A 17,332-nucleotide genomic window follows, 5' to 3' on the forward strand; every position below is an offset into this window, starting at 1 on the left:
GGATGGCGAAGGGGCTGACGTGCGTTGATGCAGGTGTGAGACTCGAACCCATGATCTTCGGCACCGGACGACGTACGACGATGGTCTCCCCCGAGCAGGCCCTGCCCGGACGCGAGGATCCGCTGCCCGGTGTCCCCGAGGTGCACGAGGTCCTCGGCACCCCGATGCGCGGCCCGTGGCCCGAGGGCACCGAGGTGCTGTACGTCGCGATGGGCTGCTTCTGGGGCACCGAGCGCATCTTCTGGCAGCTGCCCGGCGTGGTCACGACCGCAGCCGGCTACATGGGCGGCTTCACCAAGAACCCGACCTACGAGGAGACCTGCACCGGGCGGACAGGTCACACCGAGGCCGTGCTCGTGGCGTACGACCCGTCGCGCACCTCCCCCGAGCAGCTGCTGAAGGCGTTCTGGGAGAACCACGACCCGACGACCGCCAACCAGCAGGGCAACGACATCGGCACGCAGTACCGCTCGGCGATCTACTGGACGACGCCCGAGCAGGAGAGCGCTGCTCTCGCGACGCGCGATGCGTTCCAGAAAGTGTTGCAGGACAACGGTTTCGGCGAGATCACGACCGAGATGCGACCAGCGTCGGAGGCCGGTGAGTTCTACTACGCCGAGGGCTACCACCAGCAGTACCTCCACAAGAACCCCGGCGGCTACTGCAACCACGGCCCCAACGGCATGACCTGCCCGGTCGGCGTCGTCAAGCAGGACCAGCTGCCGAGCCAGCAGTCCGTCCACCCGCCGCGTGGCTGACGGCAGCGCCGTCGTCGAGGCCCACGTCGCGGCGTTCAACGCCCAGGACATCGACGCGCTGATGGCCGGGTTCTGCGACGACGCGTCGTGGGTGACCGGCACCGATGTCGTCCCCACTTCCGAGCTGCGCGCGTTCTTCACCGCAGCGTTCGAGCACCTCACGCCTCGGCTGAGCGTCGAGCGCGTCATCGACGGCGGCGACGCGGTCGCGGCACAGATGCGTGAGACGTGGTCGCACGAGGGCGAGTCGCGGTCCGCCTCGATCATCGGGGTGTACGACGTCTCGGCCGGGCTCATCCGCAGGGGCAAGATCTACCGCGAGGGCTCGGCCGACGCCTGACTCCGTCGTGTGTCGATGCTGGGGGTACTCGTGCGTCATCACCGTGACCCGTCCATGACACCAGGAGACGACCGATGATCCGCTCGGCCCAGATCAACCTCTACACCGACGACCTGCCGCGGCTCGTGGCCTTCTACGCCGGCCTCGGGCTGCGCGAGACCTTCCGTACGCCGGTGGAGGGCGACGCGGAGCACGTCGAGCTGCGGGTCGACGGGTTCACCCTCGGCATCGCGACCGTCGAGGCAGCACGACGGGTCCACGGGCTCGACCCCGACCTGACCGGCAACCGGTTCGAGATCGTGCTGTGGACCGACGACCTCGACGGTGACTTCGCACGCCTGCACGTCGACGGCGTCCACGTGCTGAGTGAGCCGCGCGACTTCGGCGAGCGCCTGCGGGTCGCCTGGGTGACCGACCCGGACGGCAGCTCGGTGCAGCTCGTCCAGAGCCGCGACTGACCTCCCTCAACAACGTCTGACCGGGGCCGGCTCAGCCGTCGCCGTACGGGCGCTGGAACCCGTGCCGCACCTGCAGCACGACCGCCCACACCAGGGCGGCGCACGCGAGCACCATCAGCAAGACGATCTCGACGGCCGCGTCCTCACCCCACACCAGCGCGGTGACGCCCGCGAGCACGAACGCGAGCAGCGCCAGGCCGTGCGCGATCAGTCTCAGCCGCCACGCCATCGGAACCCGCGCCCACCACGACATCGCCTCCCACGGTAATCGGCGATCGAGATGACCTCCGTCATGCAGGAGCGGTGCCATGACACTGCTCCTGCATGACGGGGCGCTACTGCTCCATCACCTGCGCGACGAACTTCTCCGACCGCTCTCGCAGGCCGTCGATCCGGCGCTCGATGTACCGCTGTCGGTCGCCGGGGTCGTCACTGCCGACCTCGGACGCGGTCGGCGTACGCCGCACGTTCTGCGAGCACAACAGGTTGGTGCAGATCATCGTGCCGACCGTGTTGCCGCGGCGGCCCGAGGCGCCGGCGCGCTTGGTGACGTACATGCTCACGTCCACGCCGACGACGACGTCCTGGCACCACGAGCACAGGCCGGCCCGCCGGCCCTCCACCCGTGGGGCGGTGCGCAGCAGCAGCCCGGTCGGGGTGCCGGCCACCTCCACGACGACGTAGGCGTTGAGCGGCCGCTTGGCGTCGCGCCAGCCGAGGTAGTCCAGGGAGTCCCAGTCGAGGGTGTCAAGGTCGGGCAGGGTCGCCTGCGACCTCTCACGACGCGAGGCGTTGACGAAGGATGAACGGATGTCGTTCTCGGTCAAGGGGTTCATGAGATGTGCTCCAGTCGATGGGACCGCTCAGGGCGCGCCGAGGCGCCACCGGCGGTCACGGGTGAGGGACGAGGTGTCCTCGTACGACGGCAGCCCGCGGCTGGTCGTCGTACGGGTGAAAGGGGTCAAGCGGTGGCAGGGCATGCGACAGCTGAGCAGGCCCCATGGGCCACCTCGCTCGCTGCGATGACGCGCTGCATCACTCGCTCCTCGTCCTGTCGTCGACTGTGCTCGGCCGCACCGGAAGGAAGCGACCGTCTTCCAGGGTGCCTCAGACGGCGCCCGGATGTCACGCCGGATTCGTCCCGTCCGCCCGTACGCCGGTGCGCGGCGGCCGCACTACGGTCGCCGCATGAGCGGACGTCCGACCGACCCCTTCACGACGGCCGTGCAGGTCAGCAGCGGCGACGTACACCTGCACGTCGCCACGGTCGACCACCTCGACGGCCCGGTGGTCGTCCTGCTGCACGGACTCGGCGGCTGGCACGGCGAGTGGGCACGCACGGCCGCCGCACTCGCACCGCACGTCCGGGTGGTCGCGTTCGACCAGCGCGGGCACGGGCTGAGCAGCACCAGACCTTCCGACCTGTCGCGTGCGGCCCACGCCGACGACGTGGTCGCGGTCCTCGACGCGCTCGGGGTGCCGGCGGCTACTCTCGTCGGCCAGTCCGCCGGAGGCCACACGGCCCTGGTCACCGCGGCCGCACACCCGGAGCGTGTCGACCGCCTCGTCCTGGTCGAGGCCGGCGTCGGTGGTGACAGCTCCTCCAACCAGCAGGCCACGATCGACTGGTTCCGTTCCTGGCCCTCGCCGGTCAGCGATGTCGACGAGCTCACGTCGGTCCTTGGCACCACCACGCAGGTGGCCGAGGTCTGGTGGGACGGGCTCGCACACGCCCCCGACGGCGGCCGGCCCCGCTGGGACGCCGATGTGCTGGCGCAGGTCCTGGCCGGGATCGGCGAGCGCGAGCACTGGGACGAGTGGGACGCGGTCGCCTGCCCGACCACCCTCGTACGCGCGACCCGCAGCGCGATCCCCGACGCCCAGATCACCCGGATGGCAGGGCGTCCGGGCGTCGACCTCGCCGAGGTCGACGCGGGGCACGACCTCCACCTGGAGCAGCCCGAGGCCTGGCACGACGTGCTGCTGGCCGCGCTGTCCTTGCACGCCTGAGCAGCAGGAGCCGTTCACCGGATCGACCGCAAGCGCTCGCTCGCAGGTCACCTCGGCGGAGCAGAGTCCGCTCGGTTGCTCATCGCCTGCCCATGGAGGACGCATGTCCCGTCGTACCGCCCTTGTCGCCGTCGCCGCACTCGCGTGCGCGTCGGCCGCCGTTCCCGCCGCCTCGGCCCGCCCGCACCACGGTCATGACGACCCGCGTGCGGCCGTGCGCACCTACTCCCAGGACGTCGGCCCGCTGGCCACGATCGGCGGAGTCAGGATCGACGGTGCGGCGTACGGCTCGTCGTTCACCGCCAAGCCGGGCGCGCGCAACACGTTCTACGGGCTGACCGACCGCGGTCCGAACGTCGACGGCCCGGACAAGGTCAAGGTCGAGCCGGTGCCCGACTTCACGCCGGCCATCGGCGAGTTCGTGCTGCGCGGCGGCAAGGCCGTACTGGTCCGCAAGATCACGCTCAAGGCTGCGGACGGTACGCCGTTCAACGGTCAGGTCATCTCTCCCGGCGGCACGGGCGAGACGATCGTCGGCCTCGACGGCAAGGCCCTGCCCGCGAGCCCGTACGGCTACGACCCCGAGGGGCTGGCCGCGATGCGCGACGGCTCGTTCTGGGTGTCGGACGAGTACGGCCCGTTCATCACCCACTTCTCGCGGGACGGCCGCGAGATCGAGCGCCTGAGCCCGTTCGGCCATGGCCTGCCCGGAGAGCTCGCCGAGCGCGAGCCCAACAAGGGCATGGAAGGTCTGACGGTCACTCCTGACGGGCGCACGCTCGTCGGCATCATGCAGGCCGGGCTCAACGCACCCGACGGCCCGAAGTCCAAGACCGTGCCGTTCACCCGCATCGTCACGATCGACCTGCGTACGCGCGCCGTTCGCCAGTACGTCTACCTCCTGCACACCACCGCCAAGGGCGTCACCACGGCCAACAGCGAGATCTCGGCGATCAGCAACCACGAGCTCCTCGTCGACGAGCGCGACGGCGCGATGCAGCCCGGCGCCGACAAGAAGCTCTACAAGGTCGACCTGCGCAAGGCGACCGATGTGAGCAGCGCCCGCAGCGTCAAGGGCAGCACGTACGACGCCGCCAAGGGCGGCCTGCTCATCGACGGCACGTCGCTGGAAAGCGTTGTGGGACAGGCGAGTACGACGGAGGCGGACGCAGCCCTGCGCGGCGTGGGTGTGCGGCCGGTGCGGTCCGAGCTGTTCCTCGACGTCGCCGGCCTGGTGAGCGCGATCGACCCGACCGGCGGGTTCTTCGGGCACGACAAGGTCGAGGGTGTCGCGGTCCTCGATCACGGCCGCCGGCTCGTGATCTCCAACGACAGCGACTTCGGCATCGACGGCCTCGCCAACGACACGGCGCCCTTCCAGCTGAAGGCCAAGACGCTGCCGAACGGCCAGCAGGACACCGGTGAGCTGCTCGACGTCGACATGCGCAAGGTGCCTCACCAGTTCCGGTGAGCACGTCGTCCGGTCGGTGCGATCCTGGGCAGCATGCACCGACCGGACTGGCCGCTGACCGACCTCGGACTGGCGTGCGGCGACGTCACGTTGCGCCCGGTCCGTGACGCCGATCTCGACGTCCTCGTCGACCGTCTCCCGGACGACTTCGAGCACGACCCGCGTGCCGAGCTGCTCCCGTGGCTGGACCTGGCCGCCAACCGTCGTCGCCTGCTGCGCCAGGATGTCTGGCGCGCTCGTGGCACCTGGGCCCCGAGCTCGTGGCGGCTCGACCTCACGGTGTCCGCGCAGGGGCGACCGGTCGGCGTACAGACGCTCGAAACGGACGACCTCGCCGGCATCGGCACCGTCGACACCACGTCCTGGCTGGTGAGCGACGTCCGCGGACGCGGGTACGGGGTGGCCATGCGGCGGGCCGTTCTCGGGCTGGCGTTCGACCACCTCGGGGCCGCTGCCGCCGTCACGTCCGCCCGCGAGGACAACGCGTCCTCGCTCGGGGTGTCCCGGCGCATCGGCTACGCCGACAACGGTGTCAGCCTGAACGCCTCCGGCACGGGCCGCGTACGACTCCAGCACCTACGGCTCACGGCCGAGCAGTGGCATACGTCCGGACAGGGTCGGCTGGTCACCGTGAGCGGCGTCGAACGCTGCCTGCCGTGGTTCGGTACGCCGAGCTGACGGGCTGGGCTCAGACCTGAGCCTTCTTGCGTGGTGTGGCCTGAGCCGCCAGTGCAGCCGCGGTGCCGGTCGCTCCCCTGAGCGGTCGGCGTACCCGACGCACCTCGCGGGGCCAGGCGATGAGCGCGCCGACGACGATGACGTACCAGCCGACGAGGACGTCGCTCACCCAGTGGTTGCCCGTGCCGATGACGACCAGCGCGGTGATGAGCGCGTGGGCGCTGCCGAGGAGCCGCCAGTGCAGCCTGGGCGTCCAGACGAACACCACGATCGCGACCCACAGGGCCCAGCCGGCGTGCAGCGACGGCATCGCGGCCAGCTCGTTGGTCATCCCGCCGAGCCCCTTGGGCGCCGAGGCGTCCGAACCCCACCAGCCCGCTGATGCGTGCTCGGCGAGGACGTCGACGTAGCCGAGGTCGGTGAGCCGCGGCGGTGCGGTCGGCAGCAGGAGGTACATCACCAGGCCGAGCACGGTCGAGACCACGAGGGCGCGGCGGGCACGGACGTACAGCTCGCCACCGCGGCGGTAGAGCATCAGCAGCACCAGGGCGGTCACGATGTAGTGCGCCGAGGCGTAGTAGTAGCTCGCCAGGATGCCCACGACGTCATGGGTCGCGAACCAGTGCCCTAGCCCGGACTCACCGTCGAGACCGACGGCCTTCTCCCAGTCGAGGATGCGATGGGCACGCTCCTGCGCGGCGGCCAGGTCGTCGCTGGCGAGCAGCCGGGAGGCGCTGTAGCCGACGTACAGGATCGCGATCAGCCCGAGCTCGATGAGGCCGGGCCGGTTCCTGATCCAGGTCAGCACCGCGTCACCCGCACGCGTGTGCGGCAGTACGCGGTCGAAGTGCCGAGTCGTCACCAGATCACCGTCCCGTCCTGCGCCCGGCCGCACCATCGGTGACATCCCCGAAGGTGCCCGGGTGAACCCCTGAGGTCTCGGGGCTCTTCCACACAAGGAAGACGTCTGCCGAGGCCTGATACGTGACAGCGGTCAGCGGCGTCCGCGCGAGTCCGTGACCCTGCGGGCGCTGCATGTCCTGAATGCTGACCTGCCGCACGGTAGATAGATTACCTGCCGCCCGGTAGGCTGTGCAAAGAGGTTTGTCCGTCGGGGTTCATGGAAGGCTGTCGGCCCATGGCCAGAGATACCAAGTCCGACATCTGCAAGGCCGCGCTCGACGTGATCGCGGCCAAGGGTGTCGAGGGTGCGAGTCTGCGTGAGATCGCCGAGGCTGTCGGCATCACGAAGGCGTCGTTGTACTACCACTACGCGTCCAAGCAGGAGCTCGTGAGCGCCCTGCTGATGCCGCTGGTCGACGACATGCGGCAGGCCCTGCAGGGGCTGGACGAGCGCACCTGGTCTCCCGCCGCCACCCGCGAGGTCCTCGAGAACTTCATCGATGCCCTGATCCGTCACCGCGACGTCGGCGTGTGGCTCGCGCGCGACCTCGGAGCCCTGACGGCGTTCGAGGACGTGCTCGGCGAGATGTTCGCCCTCACCGGCCGCCTGCACCGCTGGCTCGCAGGTCCGGATGCCAGCGTCGAGGACCGCATCCGCGCCGTGGCGGCGACCGAGGTCGTGGGCGGCGTCCTGTCCTCCTCCATCACGGTCGGAGAAGCGACCGACACGGTGCTGCGCGAGACCCTGCTGGAGGCCTCGCTCGACGTCCTCAAGGCGTCGGTGCGCCAGCCGGCCGCCTGACCGGCCGAGGTCTCGCCTCAGCCTCCGGCCCTCGTGAGAGTCGGCGCATGAAGCTGACGACGGAGCTGGAGAAGGCGTTCAACGACCAGATCACCCTCGAGTTCGAGGCGTCGATCGTCTACCGGCAGCTCGCGATCGAGATGGAGATCCGCGACCTGCCCGGCATGGCCGCGTGGCTGCGTCACCAGGCCGACGAGGAGATCGTCCACGCCAACAAGTTCATCGACCACGTCAACGACCGCGACAACCACGCGGTCATCGGCACCGTCCCGGGCCCGAAGGTCGAGGTCAAGACCGTCCTCGATGCGTTCCAGGCGGCGCTCAAGCACGAGCAGCGCGTCTCCGAGGCGATCCGCGAGCTCTACCGCAAGACCGACGAGGCCGGCGACCTGGACTCCCGACCGCTGCTCAACTGGTTCATCAGCGAGCAGCTCGAGGAGGAGGCGACGGTCAGCGAGATCGTCGGCCGCATCGAGCTCATCGACGACGACGGCCCCGGCCTGCTGCGCCTCGACGAGGAGCTCGGCCAGCGACCGGCGCGCACCACCGAGAACACCGGCGGCTGAGCCACCGCGACGACGCTCGTACGACGGGCCCGGCACCTCTCCCCGAGGTGCCGGGCCTTCGCCGTGCTCAGTTGCGTTGGTACGCCTAGGCGTTCGGCCGTACGAACGGGAATGCCAACGTCGACCTGATGCCTGTGCCGAGCAGCATCATGATGACGCGGTCGACGCCGAGCCCGAGGCCACCGGTCGGCGGCATGGCGTACTCCAGCGCCTGGAGGAACGCCTCGTCGAGCTGCATGGCCTCCAGATCGCCGGCCGATGCAGCCATCGACTGCTCGGTCAGCCGTCGCCGCTGGTCGACCGGGTCGGTGAGCTCGCTGTACGCCGTGCCGATCTCCGCCCCGAACGCGACCAGGTCCCAGCGCTCCGCCAGGGCCGGGTCGCTCCGGTGCCGACGTGTGAGCGGTGAGGTCTCGAGCGGGAAGTCGGTGTAGAACGTCGGGAACGTCGTCTGCTTCTCGACCAGCGCCTCGTACAGCTCGACCACCAGCCGGCCCGCGCTGGTGCCGGGCGCCGCGGCCACGCTGTGGGACCGGCACACCACCGCGACCTCCTCGGCGGTCGACGCCGATGTGAGTCGTACGCCGGTCGCCCGACTGACCGCCTCGTGCACCGTGAGCACGGGCCAGGGCACGTCGAGGTCGACCTCGCCCTCGGGGCGCCGCGCGACGGGTCGGCCGTTGACCGCGGTCGCCACCTCCAGCAGCACCTCGCGCGTCAGCTCACGCATCGTGGAGTAGTCGGCGTACGCCTGGTAGGCCTCCAGCGACGTGAACTCGGGGTTGTGCGTGGCGTCGACACCTACGTTGCGGAAGTTGCGGCCGAGCTCGAACACGCGCTGCATCCCCCCGACGCAGAGCCGTTTGAGGTAGAGCTCGGGTGCGATTCGCAGGTAGAGGTCCATGTCGTACGCGTTGATGTGGGTGCGGAACGGGCGAGCCGCCGCGCCGCCGTGGACGGCCTGCAGCACGGGTGTCTCGACCTCGGCGTACTCACGTCGGCCGAACGCGTCACGCAACGCGCGCACACCCGCTGACCGCAGTCGCAGGGCCTCGACGGAGCCGGGCGTGACGATCAGGTCCAGCGCACGCTGCCGCGCGCGAGCGTCGTCCGAGAGGGTCGCGTGCAGGTCCGGTACGGGGCTCAGGCACTTGCCCGCGAGCTCCCACGACTCCATCAGCACCGACAGCTCGCCGGTGCGCGATGCCGCGACCGTGCCGGTGACGCTCACGAGGTCGCCGAGGTCGACGACCTCGTCCCAGCCCTGTCGAGCCGGCGCAGGGGTCTCGTCGCGCGTGATCATGACCTGGATGCGCACGGCCTCGTCCTCGAGGACCGCGAACGCCACGCCGCCGAGATCGCGCAGGGCCCGGATCCGTCCCGCTACCGCGACCACGTCCGCTGTGCGGGTACCGGGTGCCGGCGACGGGTACGCCGCACGCACCTGCGCGACCCGGTGGGTGCGGCGTACGCCGGCCGGGTAGCCCTCCTGCCCCGCCGCCTCCCAGCGGCGCAGCTTGTCCTGCCGGACCCGCTGCTGCTCGCTCGAGGTCGTCACCGGCGCGACCGGGGTGAGCAGCTGCTCCTCCTGGCGCAGCACCTGTTGCACGAAGCCGGGCTCGTCACGCGGCGGCTGGACGTCCGACACCTTCGGCCCGACCAGGAAGCGCGGTCCGACGAGCGGGAGGAAGCCCTCGGCGACACCCATCGCGATCCCGGCGCGGGCGACCGTCAGAGCGGGGTCGTAGCACAGCAGACGCGGCACCCACTGCGGGTGGTACTTGTCGTTGGCGCGGTACAACGTCTCGAGCTGGTAGAACCGCGACGCGAACGACAAGAAGGCATCGGTCAGTCTCGTCACCGGCCCGGCACCGAGCTGGTCGGCGCTGCTGAACACGTTGCGGAACACCGCGAAGTTCAACGAGATCCGTCGTACGCCGATGCTCGGGGCGGCCTCCACCAGCCGCGCGACCATGAACTCGTTGAGGCCGTTCTCGGCGGCCCGGTCACGCCGCATCAGGTCCAGCGACAGCCCGCGTGCACCCCACGGCACGAAGGACAGGAACCCGCGGATGCGGCCGTCCTTGTCGTGCGCGGTGATGAGTGCGCAGCGTCCGTCGGCCGGATCGGCCAGGCGGTTGAGCGCCATCGAGAAGCCGCGCTCGGTCTCGTCACCGCGCCAGGCCTGCGCCAGGTCGGCGATCTGCTGCAGCTCGTCCTGGCTGAGATCGGCATGCCGTCGCACCTGGGTCGTGTAGCCCGCTCGACTGATCCGGGTGACGGCCTGCCGCACAGGGCGCATGGATCGGCCACGCAGCCGGAACCGGTCGACGTCGATGATCGCCTCGTCGCCCAGGGCGAACGCCTTGAGACCGGCGTCGACGTAATGGCGGGTGCCCTCCTCACTGGAGGACAGCACGGCGGCGTACCAGCCGTGTCGGCGGCACTCGGCCAACCAGGCCTCGACAGCGCCGGGCCACGAGCTGTGCCGTCCGATCGGGTCGGCGCTCGCCACGCTCACGCTGCCCTCGACGCGGTAGGTGACCGCAGCCTGACCGTCCGGTGCGAACACCACGCTCTTGTCACGGCGGGTGGCGAAGTAGCCCAGTGAGTCCGACTCGCCGTACTGCAGGAGCAGCCGGCGCACCGCCAGCTCCTCCTCCGCGTCCTGGTGCTGGCCCGAACGCCCCGAGCGCCACAGCACCAGGATCGCCAGGACGAGGGCACCGGCCGACAGCACGCCGGCGCAGGAGTAGATCCAGTGGTGGCCCAGGTGGCCGCGAAAGCCCGGCTCATCCGGCGGGGTCGTGATGCCGAACACCGACCGCAACGACCAGGCCAGCTTCTCCAGCGGTCCGTCCAGTGTGCGGGGGAAGACGAACGTCAGCGCTGACGTCACGGCCATCGAGATCGCAAGACCACAGACCAGGACCACCGCGGCCGTACGCCGTGACCCCGGCGTGAGCCGTGCGGTGAACGCCGGACGCGCGGACCACGCGATCACGAGAACCGCCACGCCGACCACCAGCGCGATCAGGTTGAGCGGCAGCTCGTTGCGCCAGTCCCACCAGACCCGGGCGAAGCCGTGGAACGGGTTCTCGGGGAAGCCCGGTGACGCGATGACCTTGACGATCCAGCGCACCTGCTCGGCAACGGACAGGCCCATGACGACGACCGTCACCAGATGAGCCGCACGGAACCGACGGCGCACCGCACCGGACCACGCCAGCAGCAGCGCCACGACGAACAGGCTCGGCTCGGCGGGGATGTTGAGCATCTCGAACAGGTCCGACACCACTGCCGGGATCCCACGGTGCTTGATCGGAATGCTGATGAGCGACCACAGCGCCGCCAGCAGGAGAACTCTGCCGAGCCACTGCGCGATGCGCTCCGCACCCGAAGGGGCCGGCACCTTCGACGCCGCTGCGCCGCCATAGGGCTGGAACGTGCCCTTGAGGGGCTGCAACATCTGCCTGTCTCCTGACAACGACCCCTGACCTGCCAGGGCGACCGTCCTCCATGATGACCGAACGCACGGCCTCACGTGGCAACTCGCAGGAGACGCTCTGCAAACCATGTGCGGACATACAGAAATGGCCAGCACCCTCAGGTGCTGGCCATTTCTGGAATGTTTGTCCGGCGGTGTCCTACTCTCCCACACCGTTCCCAGTGCAGTACCATCGGCGCTGAAGGGCTTAGCTTCCGGGTTCGGAATGTGACCGGGCGTTTCCCACTTCGCTATAACCGCCGTAACCCTGTGGAACTCTTCGGCTACGGGTTACGTTGCCTGTATTCACCTGTCAAACCATCAAGACCATCTTCCCCTTGCCCACTGGTGGGTGGTGGGGTTGTGGTCTCTGGGTGGTGTGTTGTTCCAGAGTTGCATAGTGGACGCGTAGCTTCTTTGTGGTATCAAGTTATCGGCTTATTAGTACCGGTCAGCTCCACACATTACTGTGCTTCCACGTCCGGCCTATCAACCCAGTCGTCTAGCTGGGAGCCTCTCCAGGAAATCCTGATGGAAGCCTCATCTTGAAGCGTGCTTCCCGCTTAGATGCTTTCAGCGGTTATCACTTCCGAACGTAGCTAATCAGCGGTGCTCTTGGCAGAACAACTGACACACCAGAGGTTCGTCCATCCCGGTCCTCTCGTACTAGGGACAGGTCTTCTCAAGCTTCCTACGCGCACAGCGGATAGGGACCGAACTGTCTCACGACGTTCTAAACCCAGCTCGCGTACCGCTTTAATGGGCGAACAGCCCAACCCTTGGGACCTACTCCAGCCCCAGGATGCGACGAGCCGACATCGAGGTGCCAAACCATGCCGTCGATATGAGCTCTTGGGCAAGATCAGCCTGTTATCCCCGGGGTACCTTTTATCCGTTGAGCGACGGCGCTTCCACAAGCCACCATCGGGTCACTAGTCCCGACTTTCGTCCCTGCTCGACATGTCTGTCTCACAGTCAAGCTCCCTTGTGCACTTACACTCGAAACCTGATTGCCAACCAGGCTGAGGGAACCTTTGGGCGCCTCCGTTACCTTTTGGGAGGCAACCGCCCCAGTTAAACTACCCACCAGGCACTGTCCCTGAACCAGATCATGGTCCGAAGTTAGGAGCCCAGAACGACCAGAGTGGTATTTCAACGATGACTCCACACTAGCTGGCGCTAATGCTTCACAGTCTCCCACCTATCCTACACAAGCCGCACCGAACACCAATACCAAGCTGTAGTAAAGGTCCCGGGGTCTTTCCGTCCTGCTGCGCGTAACGAGCATCTTTACTCGTAGTGCAATTTCGCCGAGTTCGTGGTTGAGACAGTGGAGAAGTCGTTACGCCATTCGTGCAGGTCGGAACTTACCCGACAAGGAATTTCGCTACCTTAGGATGGTTATAGTTACCACCGCCGTTTACTGGCGCTTAAGTTCTCAGCTTCGCCACAAGTGACTAACCGGTCCCCTTAACGTTCCAGCACCGGGCAGGCGTCAGTCCGTATACATCGAATTGCTTCTTCGCACGGACCTGTGTTTTTAGTAAACAGTCGCTTCTCCCTGGTCTCTGCGGCCCTCACCCCTAGAGAGCAAGTCTCTTCAGGGATTGGGCCCCCCTTCTCCCGAAGTTACGGGGGCATTTTGCCGAATTCCTTAACCACGATTCACTCGATCGCCTTGGTATTCTCTACCTAACCACCTGAGTCGGTTTGGGGTACGGGCGGCTCGAACCTCGCTAGAAGTTTTTCTCGGCAGCATAGGATCACCCTGCTTCCCACATTACGTGGTCACTATCAAGTCTCAGCCATATGGTCAGCGGATTTGCCTACTGACCGGCCTACACTCTTGGACGTGGACAACCATCGCCACGCGGAGGCTACCTTCCTGCGTCACTCCATTGCTTACCTACTACAAGATCGGGTCCCACGCTCCCCCAGCAACACCACAACCGAAGGTGTGGAACGTCGTGGGTTCGGGTGGTTAGCATCCCTTGATTCGATATGGGCGGTTCTTCGCCGGTTCCGGAATATCAACCGGATGTCCATCGACTACGCCTGTCGGCCTCGCCTTAGGTCCCGACTTACCCAGGGCAGATTAGCTTGACCCTGGAACCCTTGGTTATTCGGCGCGAGAGTTTCTCACTCTCGATTCGCTACTCATGCCTGCATTCTCACTCGTGTGGCATCCACGACTGGATCACTCCGCCGCTTCACTCGCCACACGACGCTCCCCTACCCAACAACACCCCTGAGGAAAACCTAGGGAAGTGTGTCATTGCCACAGCTTCGGTGGTGTGCTTGAGCCCCGCTACATTGTCGGCGCGGAATCACTTGACCAGTGAGCTATTACGCACTCTTTAAAGGGTGGCTGCTTCTAAGCCAACCTCCTGGTTGTCACAGCAACTCCACATCCTTTTCCACTTAGCACACGCTTAGGGACCTTAGCTGGTGATCTGGGCTGTTTCCCTCTCGACTACGAAGCTTATCCCCCGCAGTCTCACTGCCACGCTCTCACTTACCGGCATTCGGAGTTTGGCTGACGTCAGTAACCTGGTGAGGCCCATTAGCCATCCAGTAGCTCTACCTCCGGTAAGAAACACGTGACGCTGCACCTAAATGCATTTCGGGGAGAACCAGCTATCACGGAGTTTGATTGGCCTTTCACCCCTACCCACAGCTCATCCCCTCAGTTTTCAACCTAAGTGGGTTCGGTCCTCCACGCCGTCTTACCGGCGCTTCAACCTGGCCATGGGTAGATCACTCCGCTTCGGGTCTAGACCCAGCGACTCAAACGCCCTATTCGGACTCGCTTTCGCTACGGCTTCCCCACACGGGTTAACCTCGCCACTGAGCACTAACTCGCAGGCTCATTCTTCAAAAGGCACGCCATCACCCCAACCAGGGGGGCTCTGACGGATTGTAGGCGCACGGTTTCAGGTACTATTTCACTCCCCTCCCGGGGTACTTTTCACCTTTCCCTCACGGTACTAGTCCGCTATCGGTCACCAGGGAATATTTAGGCTTAGCAGGTGGTCCTGCCAGATTCACACGGGATTCCTCGAGCCCCGTGCTACTTGGGATCCCCTTCAGGAGTCATGAATGTTTCGGTTACGGGGGTTCCACCCTCTACGCCACAGCATTCAAGCTGCTTCACCTACACCCATGATTTCTTACTCCCCGTCAGCGTGTCAGCACTGACCAAAAGGTCCCACAACCCCCATTCCGCAACCCCTGACAGGTATCACACGAAACAGGTTTAGCCTCATCCGCTTTCGCTCGCCACTACTCACGGAATCACTGTTGTTTTCTCTTCCTGTGGGTACTGAGATGTTTCACTTCCCCACGTTCCCTCCACACACCCTATATATTCAGGTGCGGGTGACAAGAAATGACTCTTGCCGGGTTTCCCCATTCGGGTACCCTCGGATCACAGTCTGGTTATCGACTCCCCGAGGCTTATCGCAGATTCCTACGCCCTTCATCGGTTCCTGGTGCCAAGGCATCCACCGTACGCCCTTAAAAACTTGGCCACAAAGATGCTCGCGTCCACTATGCAATTCTCAAACAACACACGGAAAACCCACCAACCAACACACAACCGCATGTAAGCCGGACAGGCCCGTCACCCAACAGAAGCAACAACCACCACAAGCTCCGAAGAACCCGCAGCCGGCTGTCCCCTCAGGACCCAACAACGTGTCGACACCACACCCCACCAGACACCAACACTTTCCTCACCCCTGGACAAACCAGGAAGCTGTACTTGCATCAGCACCCAATCAGACACGGCACTATGATTGATGATCCACCCATGAGCACACCCCCACCACACACTCGGTGATGAAAGGGCTTAGCAGCTCCTTAGAAAGGAGGTGATCCAGCCGCACCTTCCGGTACGGCTACCTTGTTACGACTTAGTCCCAATCGCCAGTCCCACCTTCGACCACTCCCTCCACAAGGGTTAGGCCGTGGGCTTCGGGTGTTACCGACTTTCGTGACTTGACGGGCGGTGTGTACAAGGCCCGGGAACGTATTCACCGCAGCGTTGCTGATCTGCGATTACTAGCGACTCCGACTTCATGGGGTCGAGTTGCAGACCCCAATCCGAACTGAGACCAGTTTTAAGGGATTCGCTCCACCTCACGGTCTCGCAACCCTCTGTACCGGCCATTGTAGCATGCGTGAAGCCCAAGACATAAGGGGCATGATGATTTGACGTCATCCCCACCTTCCTCCGAGTTGACCCCGGCAGTCTCCCATGAGTCCCCACCATTACGTGCTGGCAACATGGAACGAGGGTTGCGCTCGTTGCGGGACTTAACCCAACATCTCACGACACGAGCTGACGACAACCATGCACCACCTGTACACCAGTCCGAAGACTCACACATCTCTGCATGATTCCGGTGTATGTCAAGCCTTGGTAAGGTTCTTCGCGTTGCATCGAATTAATCCGCATGCTCCGCCGCTTGTGCGGGCCCCCGTCAATTCCTTTGAGTTTTAGCCTTGCGGCCGTACTCCCCAGGCGGGGAACTTAATGCGTTAGCTACGGCACGGACCTCGTGGAATGAGGCCCACACCTAGTTCCCAACGTTTACGGCATGGACTACCAGGGTATCTAATCCTGTTCGCTCCCCATGCTTTCGCTTCTCAGCGTCAGTAGTGGCCCAGAGACCTGCCTTCGCCATCGGTGTTCCTCCTGATATCTGCGCATTTCACCGCTACACCAGGAATTCCAGTCTCCCCTACCACACTCTAGTCTGCCCGTACCCACTGCAGAACCGGAGTTAAGCCCCGGTCTTTCACAGCAGACGCGACAAACCGCCTACAAGCTCTTTACGCCCAATAATTCCGGACAACGCTCGCACCCTACGTATTACCGCGGCTGCTGGCACGTAGTTAGCCGGTGCTTCTTCTCCAGGTACCGTCACTTGCGCTTCGTCCCTGGCGAAAGCGGTTTACAACCCGAAGGCCGTCATCCCGCACGCGGCGTCGCTGCATCAGGCTTTCGCCCATTGTGCAATATTCCCCACTGCTGCCTCCCGTAGGAGTCTGGGCCGTGTCTCAGTCCCAGTGTGGCCGGTCGCCCTCTCAGGCCGGCTAACCGTCAAAGCCTTGGTAGGCCACTACCCCACCAACAAGCTGATAGTCCGCGAGTCCATCTTCCACCGAAAAACTTTCCACCAACCGCCATGCGACAGTCAGTCATATCCAGTATTAGACCCAGTTTCCCAGGCTTATCCCAGAGTGAAAGGCAGGTTACTCACGTGTTACTCACCCGTTCGCCACTAATCCACCCGAGCAAGCTCGGGCTTCATCGTTCGACTTGCATGTGTTAAGCACGCCGCCAGCGTTCGTCCTGAGCCAGGATCAAACTCTCCGTAGAAAATCAAAACCTGGCCGAAATTGAAAGAGATTCAAATCAAACGACTTGAACTTGATCAATATCAACCAAACAAACATTTGGCATCAATCATTCGACACGCTGTTGAGTTCTCAAGAAACAGCCGCACACTCGGTTTCACGCTCTTTCAAGCGCTGCCCCGTGAGGCGTTCTTTCTCTAGTGTTTCCTACCCGGCTCTTGGGCGTCAAATCGGCGTTCTCGCTGTAACGATCTGCCAGATTCTCGCGCGCTTGGCTCCGAGTGGAGTTCCAGGTTAGCACACTCAGTGAGTGGCTTTCCCCGGTGGGCCGGCCCTCTCGGTCCGGCCCCGCCTGCCCTGTCGGGCTGACATCGAGAACATTAGGGCACGCCTGCCGCGATGTACAAATCGAGGCTGTCGACGCCCCGACTGCGGCCCCCGGACACGCGTCGACCCCGCCTGCCACGAGGGCCGGCGGGGTCGACGAACGACCGG

At 65.4% G+C, this 17,332-nt stretch carries 12 protein-coding genes and 3 rRNA genes; 8 read left to right on the forward strand and 7 right to left on the reverse strand.

Going from position 1 to position 17,332, the window contains the following annotated elements; translation table 11 throughout:
• Positions 1 to 50: 50 nt before the first annotated feature.
• The 3 genes from msrA to VV01_RS13745 all read left to right on the forward strand — a co-directional run bounded on the left by msrA (position 51) and on the right by VV01_RS13745 (position 1,556).
• Positions 51 to 758: a peptide-methionine (S)-S-oxide reductase MsrA gene (gene msrA, locus VV01_RS13735; RefSeq protein ID WP_050670379.1), complete on the forward strand. Its 708-nt coding sequence runs from the start codon at positions 51 to 53 to the stop codon at positions 756 to 758.
• Positions 751 to 1,098, forward strand: a complete 348-nt coding sequence (locus VV01_RS13740; protein ID WP_050670380.1) for a nuclear transport factor 2 family protein — start codon at positions 751 to 753, stop codon at positions 1,096 to 1,098. The genes msrA and VV01_RS13740 overlap by 8 nt, the downstream gene beginning before the upstream one ends.
• 74 nt (positions 1,099 to 1,172) lie before the next feature.
• The gene (locus tag VV01_RS13745) at positions 1,173 to 1,556 is read left to right on the forward strand and encodes a VOC family protein (protein WP_050670381.1); all 384 of its coding nucleotides are present in this window, start codon (positions 1,173 to 1,175) and stop codon (positions 1,554 to 1,556) included.
• 31 nt (positions 1,557 to 1,587) lie between these two features.
• Here VV01_RS13745 and VV01_RS13750 read toward each other — a convergent pair whose 3' ends face one another.
• Together VV01_RS13750 and VV01_RS13755 are read right to left on the reverse strand one after the other, a co-directional pair.
• Complete coding sequence (locus tag VV01_RS13750; RefSeq protein WP_157508840.1) at positions 1,588 to 1,809, reverse strand: hypothetical protein; 222 nt, start codon at positions 1,807 to 1,809, stop codon at positions 1,588 to 1,590.
• 82 nt (positions 1,810 to 1,891) lie between these two features.
• A complete protein-coding gene (locus VV01_RS13755) occupies positions 1,892 to 2,392 on the reverse strand; it encodes an FBP domain-containing protein (protein WP_050670383.1) in 501 nt (166 codons plus the stop codon).
• A gap of 352 nt (positions 2,393 to 2,744) precedes the next feature.
• Between VV01_RS13755 and VV01_RS13760 the strand changes: the two genes are divergently transcribed.
• The 3 genes from VV01_RS13760 (at position 2,745) to VV01_RS13770 (ending at position 5,715) form a co-directional block, all read left to right on the forward strand.
• Positions 2,745 to 3,566 (forward strand): alpha/beta fold hydrolase, encoded by an 822-nt coding sequence (locus VV01_RS13760; RefSeq protein ID WP_050670384.1) that lies wholly within the window; start codon positions 2,745 to 2,747, stop codon positions 3,564 to 3,566.
• Positions 3,567 to 3,669: 103 nt separating this feature from the next.
• Positions 3,670 to 5,037: an esterase-like activity of phytase family protein gene (locus VV01_RS13765; RefSeq protein ID WP_050670385.1), complete on the forward strand. Its 1,368-nt coding sequence runs from the start codon at positions 3,670 to 3,672 to the stop codon at positions 5,035 to 5,037.
• Between the two features lie 33 nt (positions 5,038 to 5,070).
• Complete coding sequence (locus tag VV01_RS13770) at positions 5,071 to 5,715, forward strand: GNAT family N-acetyltransferase (RefSeq protein WP_050670386.1); 645 nt, start codon at positions 5,071 to 5,073, stop codon at positions 5,713 to 5,715.
• Positions 5,716 to 5,725: 10 nt separating this feature from the next.
• Here the strand turns inward: VV01_RS13770 and VV01_RS13775 are convergent, their stop codons facing one another.
• A complete protein-coding gene (locus VV01_RS13775; protein ID WP_197275047.1) occupies positions 5,726 to 6,577 on the reverse strand; it encodes a phosphatase PAP2 family protein in 852 nt (283 codons plus the stop codon).
• Between the two features lie 276 nt (positions 6,578 to 6,853).
• Between VV01_RS13775 and VV01_RS13785 the strand changes: the two genes are divergently transcribed.
• Together VV01_RS13785 and VV01_RS13790 are read left to right on the forward strand one after the other, a co-directional pair.
• Positions 6,854 to 7,420, forward strand: coding sequence for a TetR/AcrR family transcriptional regulator (locus tag VV01_RS13785; RefSeq protein ID WP_050670389.1), 567 nt, complete (start codon positions 6,854 to 6,856; stop codon positions 7,418 to 7,420).
• 47 nt (positions 7,421 to 7,467) lie between these two features.
• The gene (locus VV01_RS13790; RefSeq protein WP_050670390.1) at positions 7,468 to 7,986 is read left to right on the forward strand and encodes a ferritin; all 519 of its coding nucleotides are present in this window, start codon (positions 7,468 to 7,470) and stop codon (positions 7,984 to 7,986) included.
• Positions 7,987 to 8,071: 85 nt separating this feature from the next.
• Here VV01_RS13790 and lysX read toward each other — a convergent pair whose 3' ends face one another.
• The 4 genes from lysX to VV01_RS13810 form a co-directional block, all read right to left on the reverse strand.
• Entirely contained in the window at positions 8,072 to 11,455 is a 3,384-nt protein-coding gene (gene lysX / locus VV01_RS13795) for a bifunctional lysylphosphatidylglycerol synthetase/lysine--tRNA ligase LysX (RefSeq protein WP_082220981.1), read from the reverse strand.
• Between the two features lie 165 nt (positions 11,456 to 11,620).
• A 5S ribosomal RNA gene (gene rrf, locus VV01_RS13800) occupies positions 11,621 to 11,738 on the reverse strand.
• 156 nt (positions 11,739 to 11,894) lie between these two features.
• A 23S ribosomal RNA gene (locus VV01_RS13805) occupies positions 11,895 to 15,003 on the reverse strand.
• 335 nt (positions 15,004 to 15,338) lie between these two features.
• Positions 15,339 to 16,859 (reverse strand): 16S ribosomal RNA (locus tag VV01_RS13810).
• The 16S, 23S and 5S rRNA genes sit together here, the layout of an rRNA operon.
• Between the last annotated feature and the right edge of the window lie 473 nt (positions 16,860 to 17,332).

Source organism: Luteipulveratus halotolerans (assembly GCF_001247745.1).
Taxonomy (GTDB): Bacteria; Actinomycetota; Actinomycetes; order Actinomycetales; family Dermatophilaceae; genus Luteipulveratus; species Luteipulveratus halotolerans.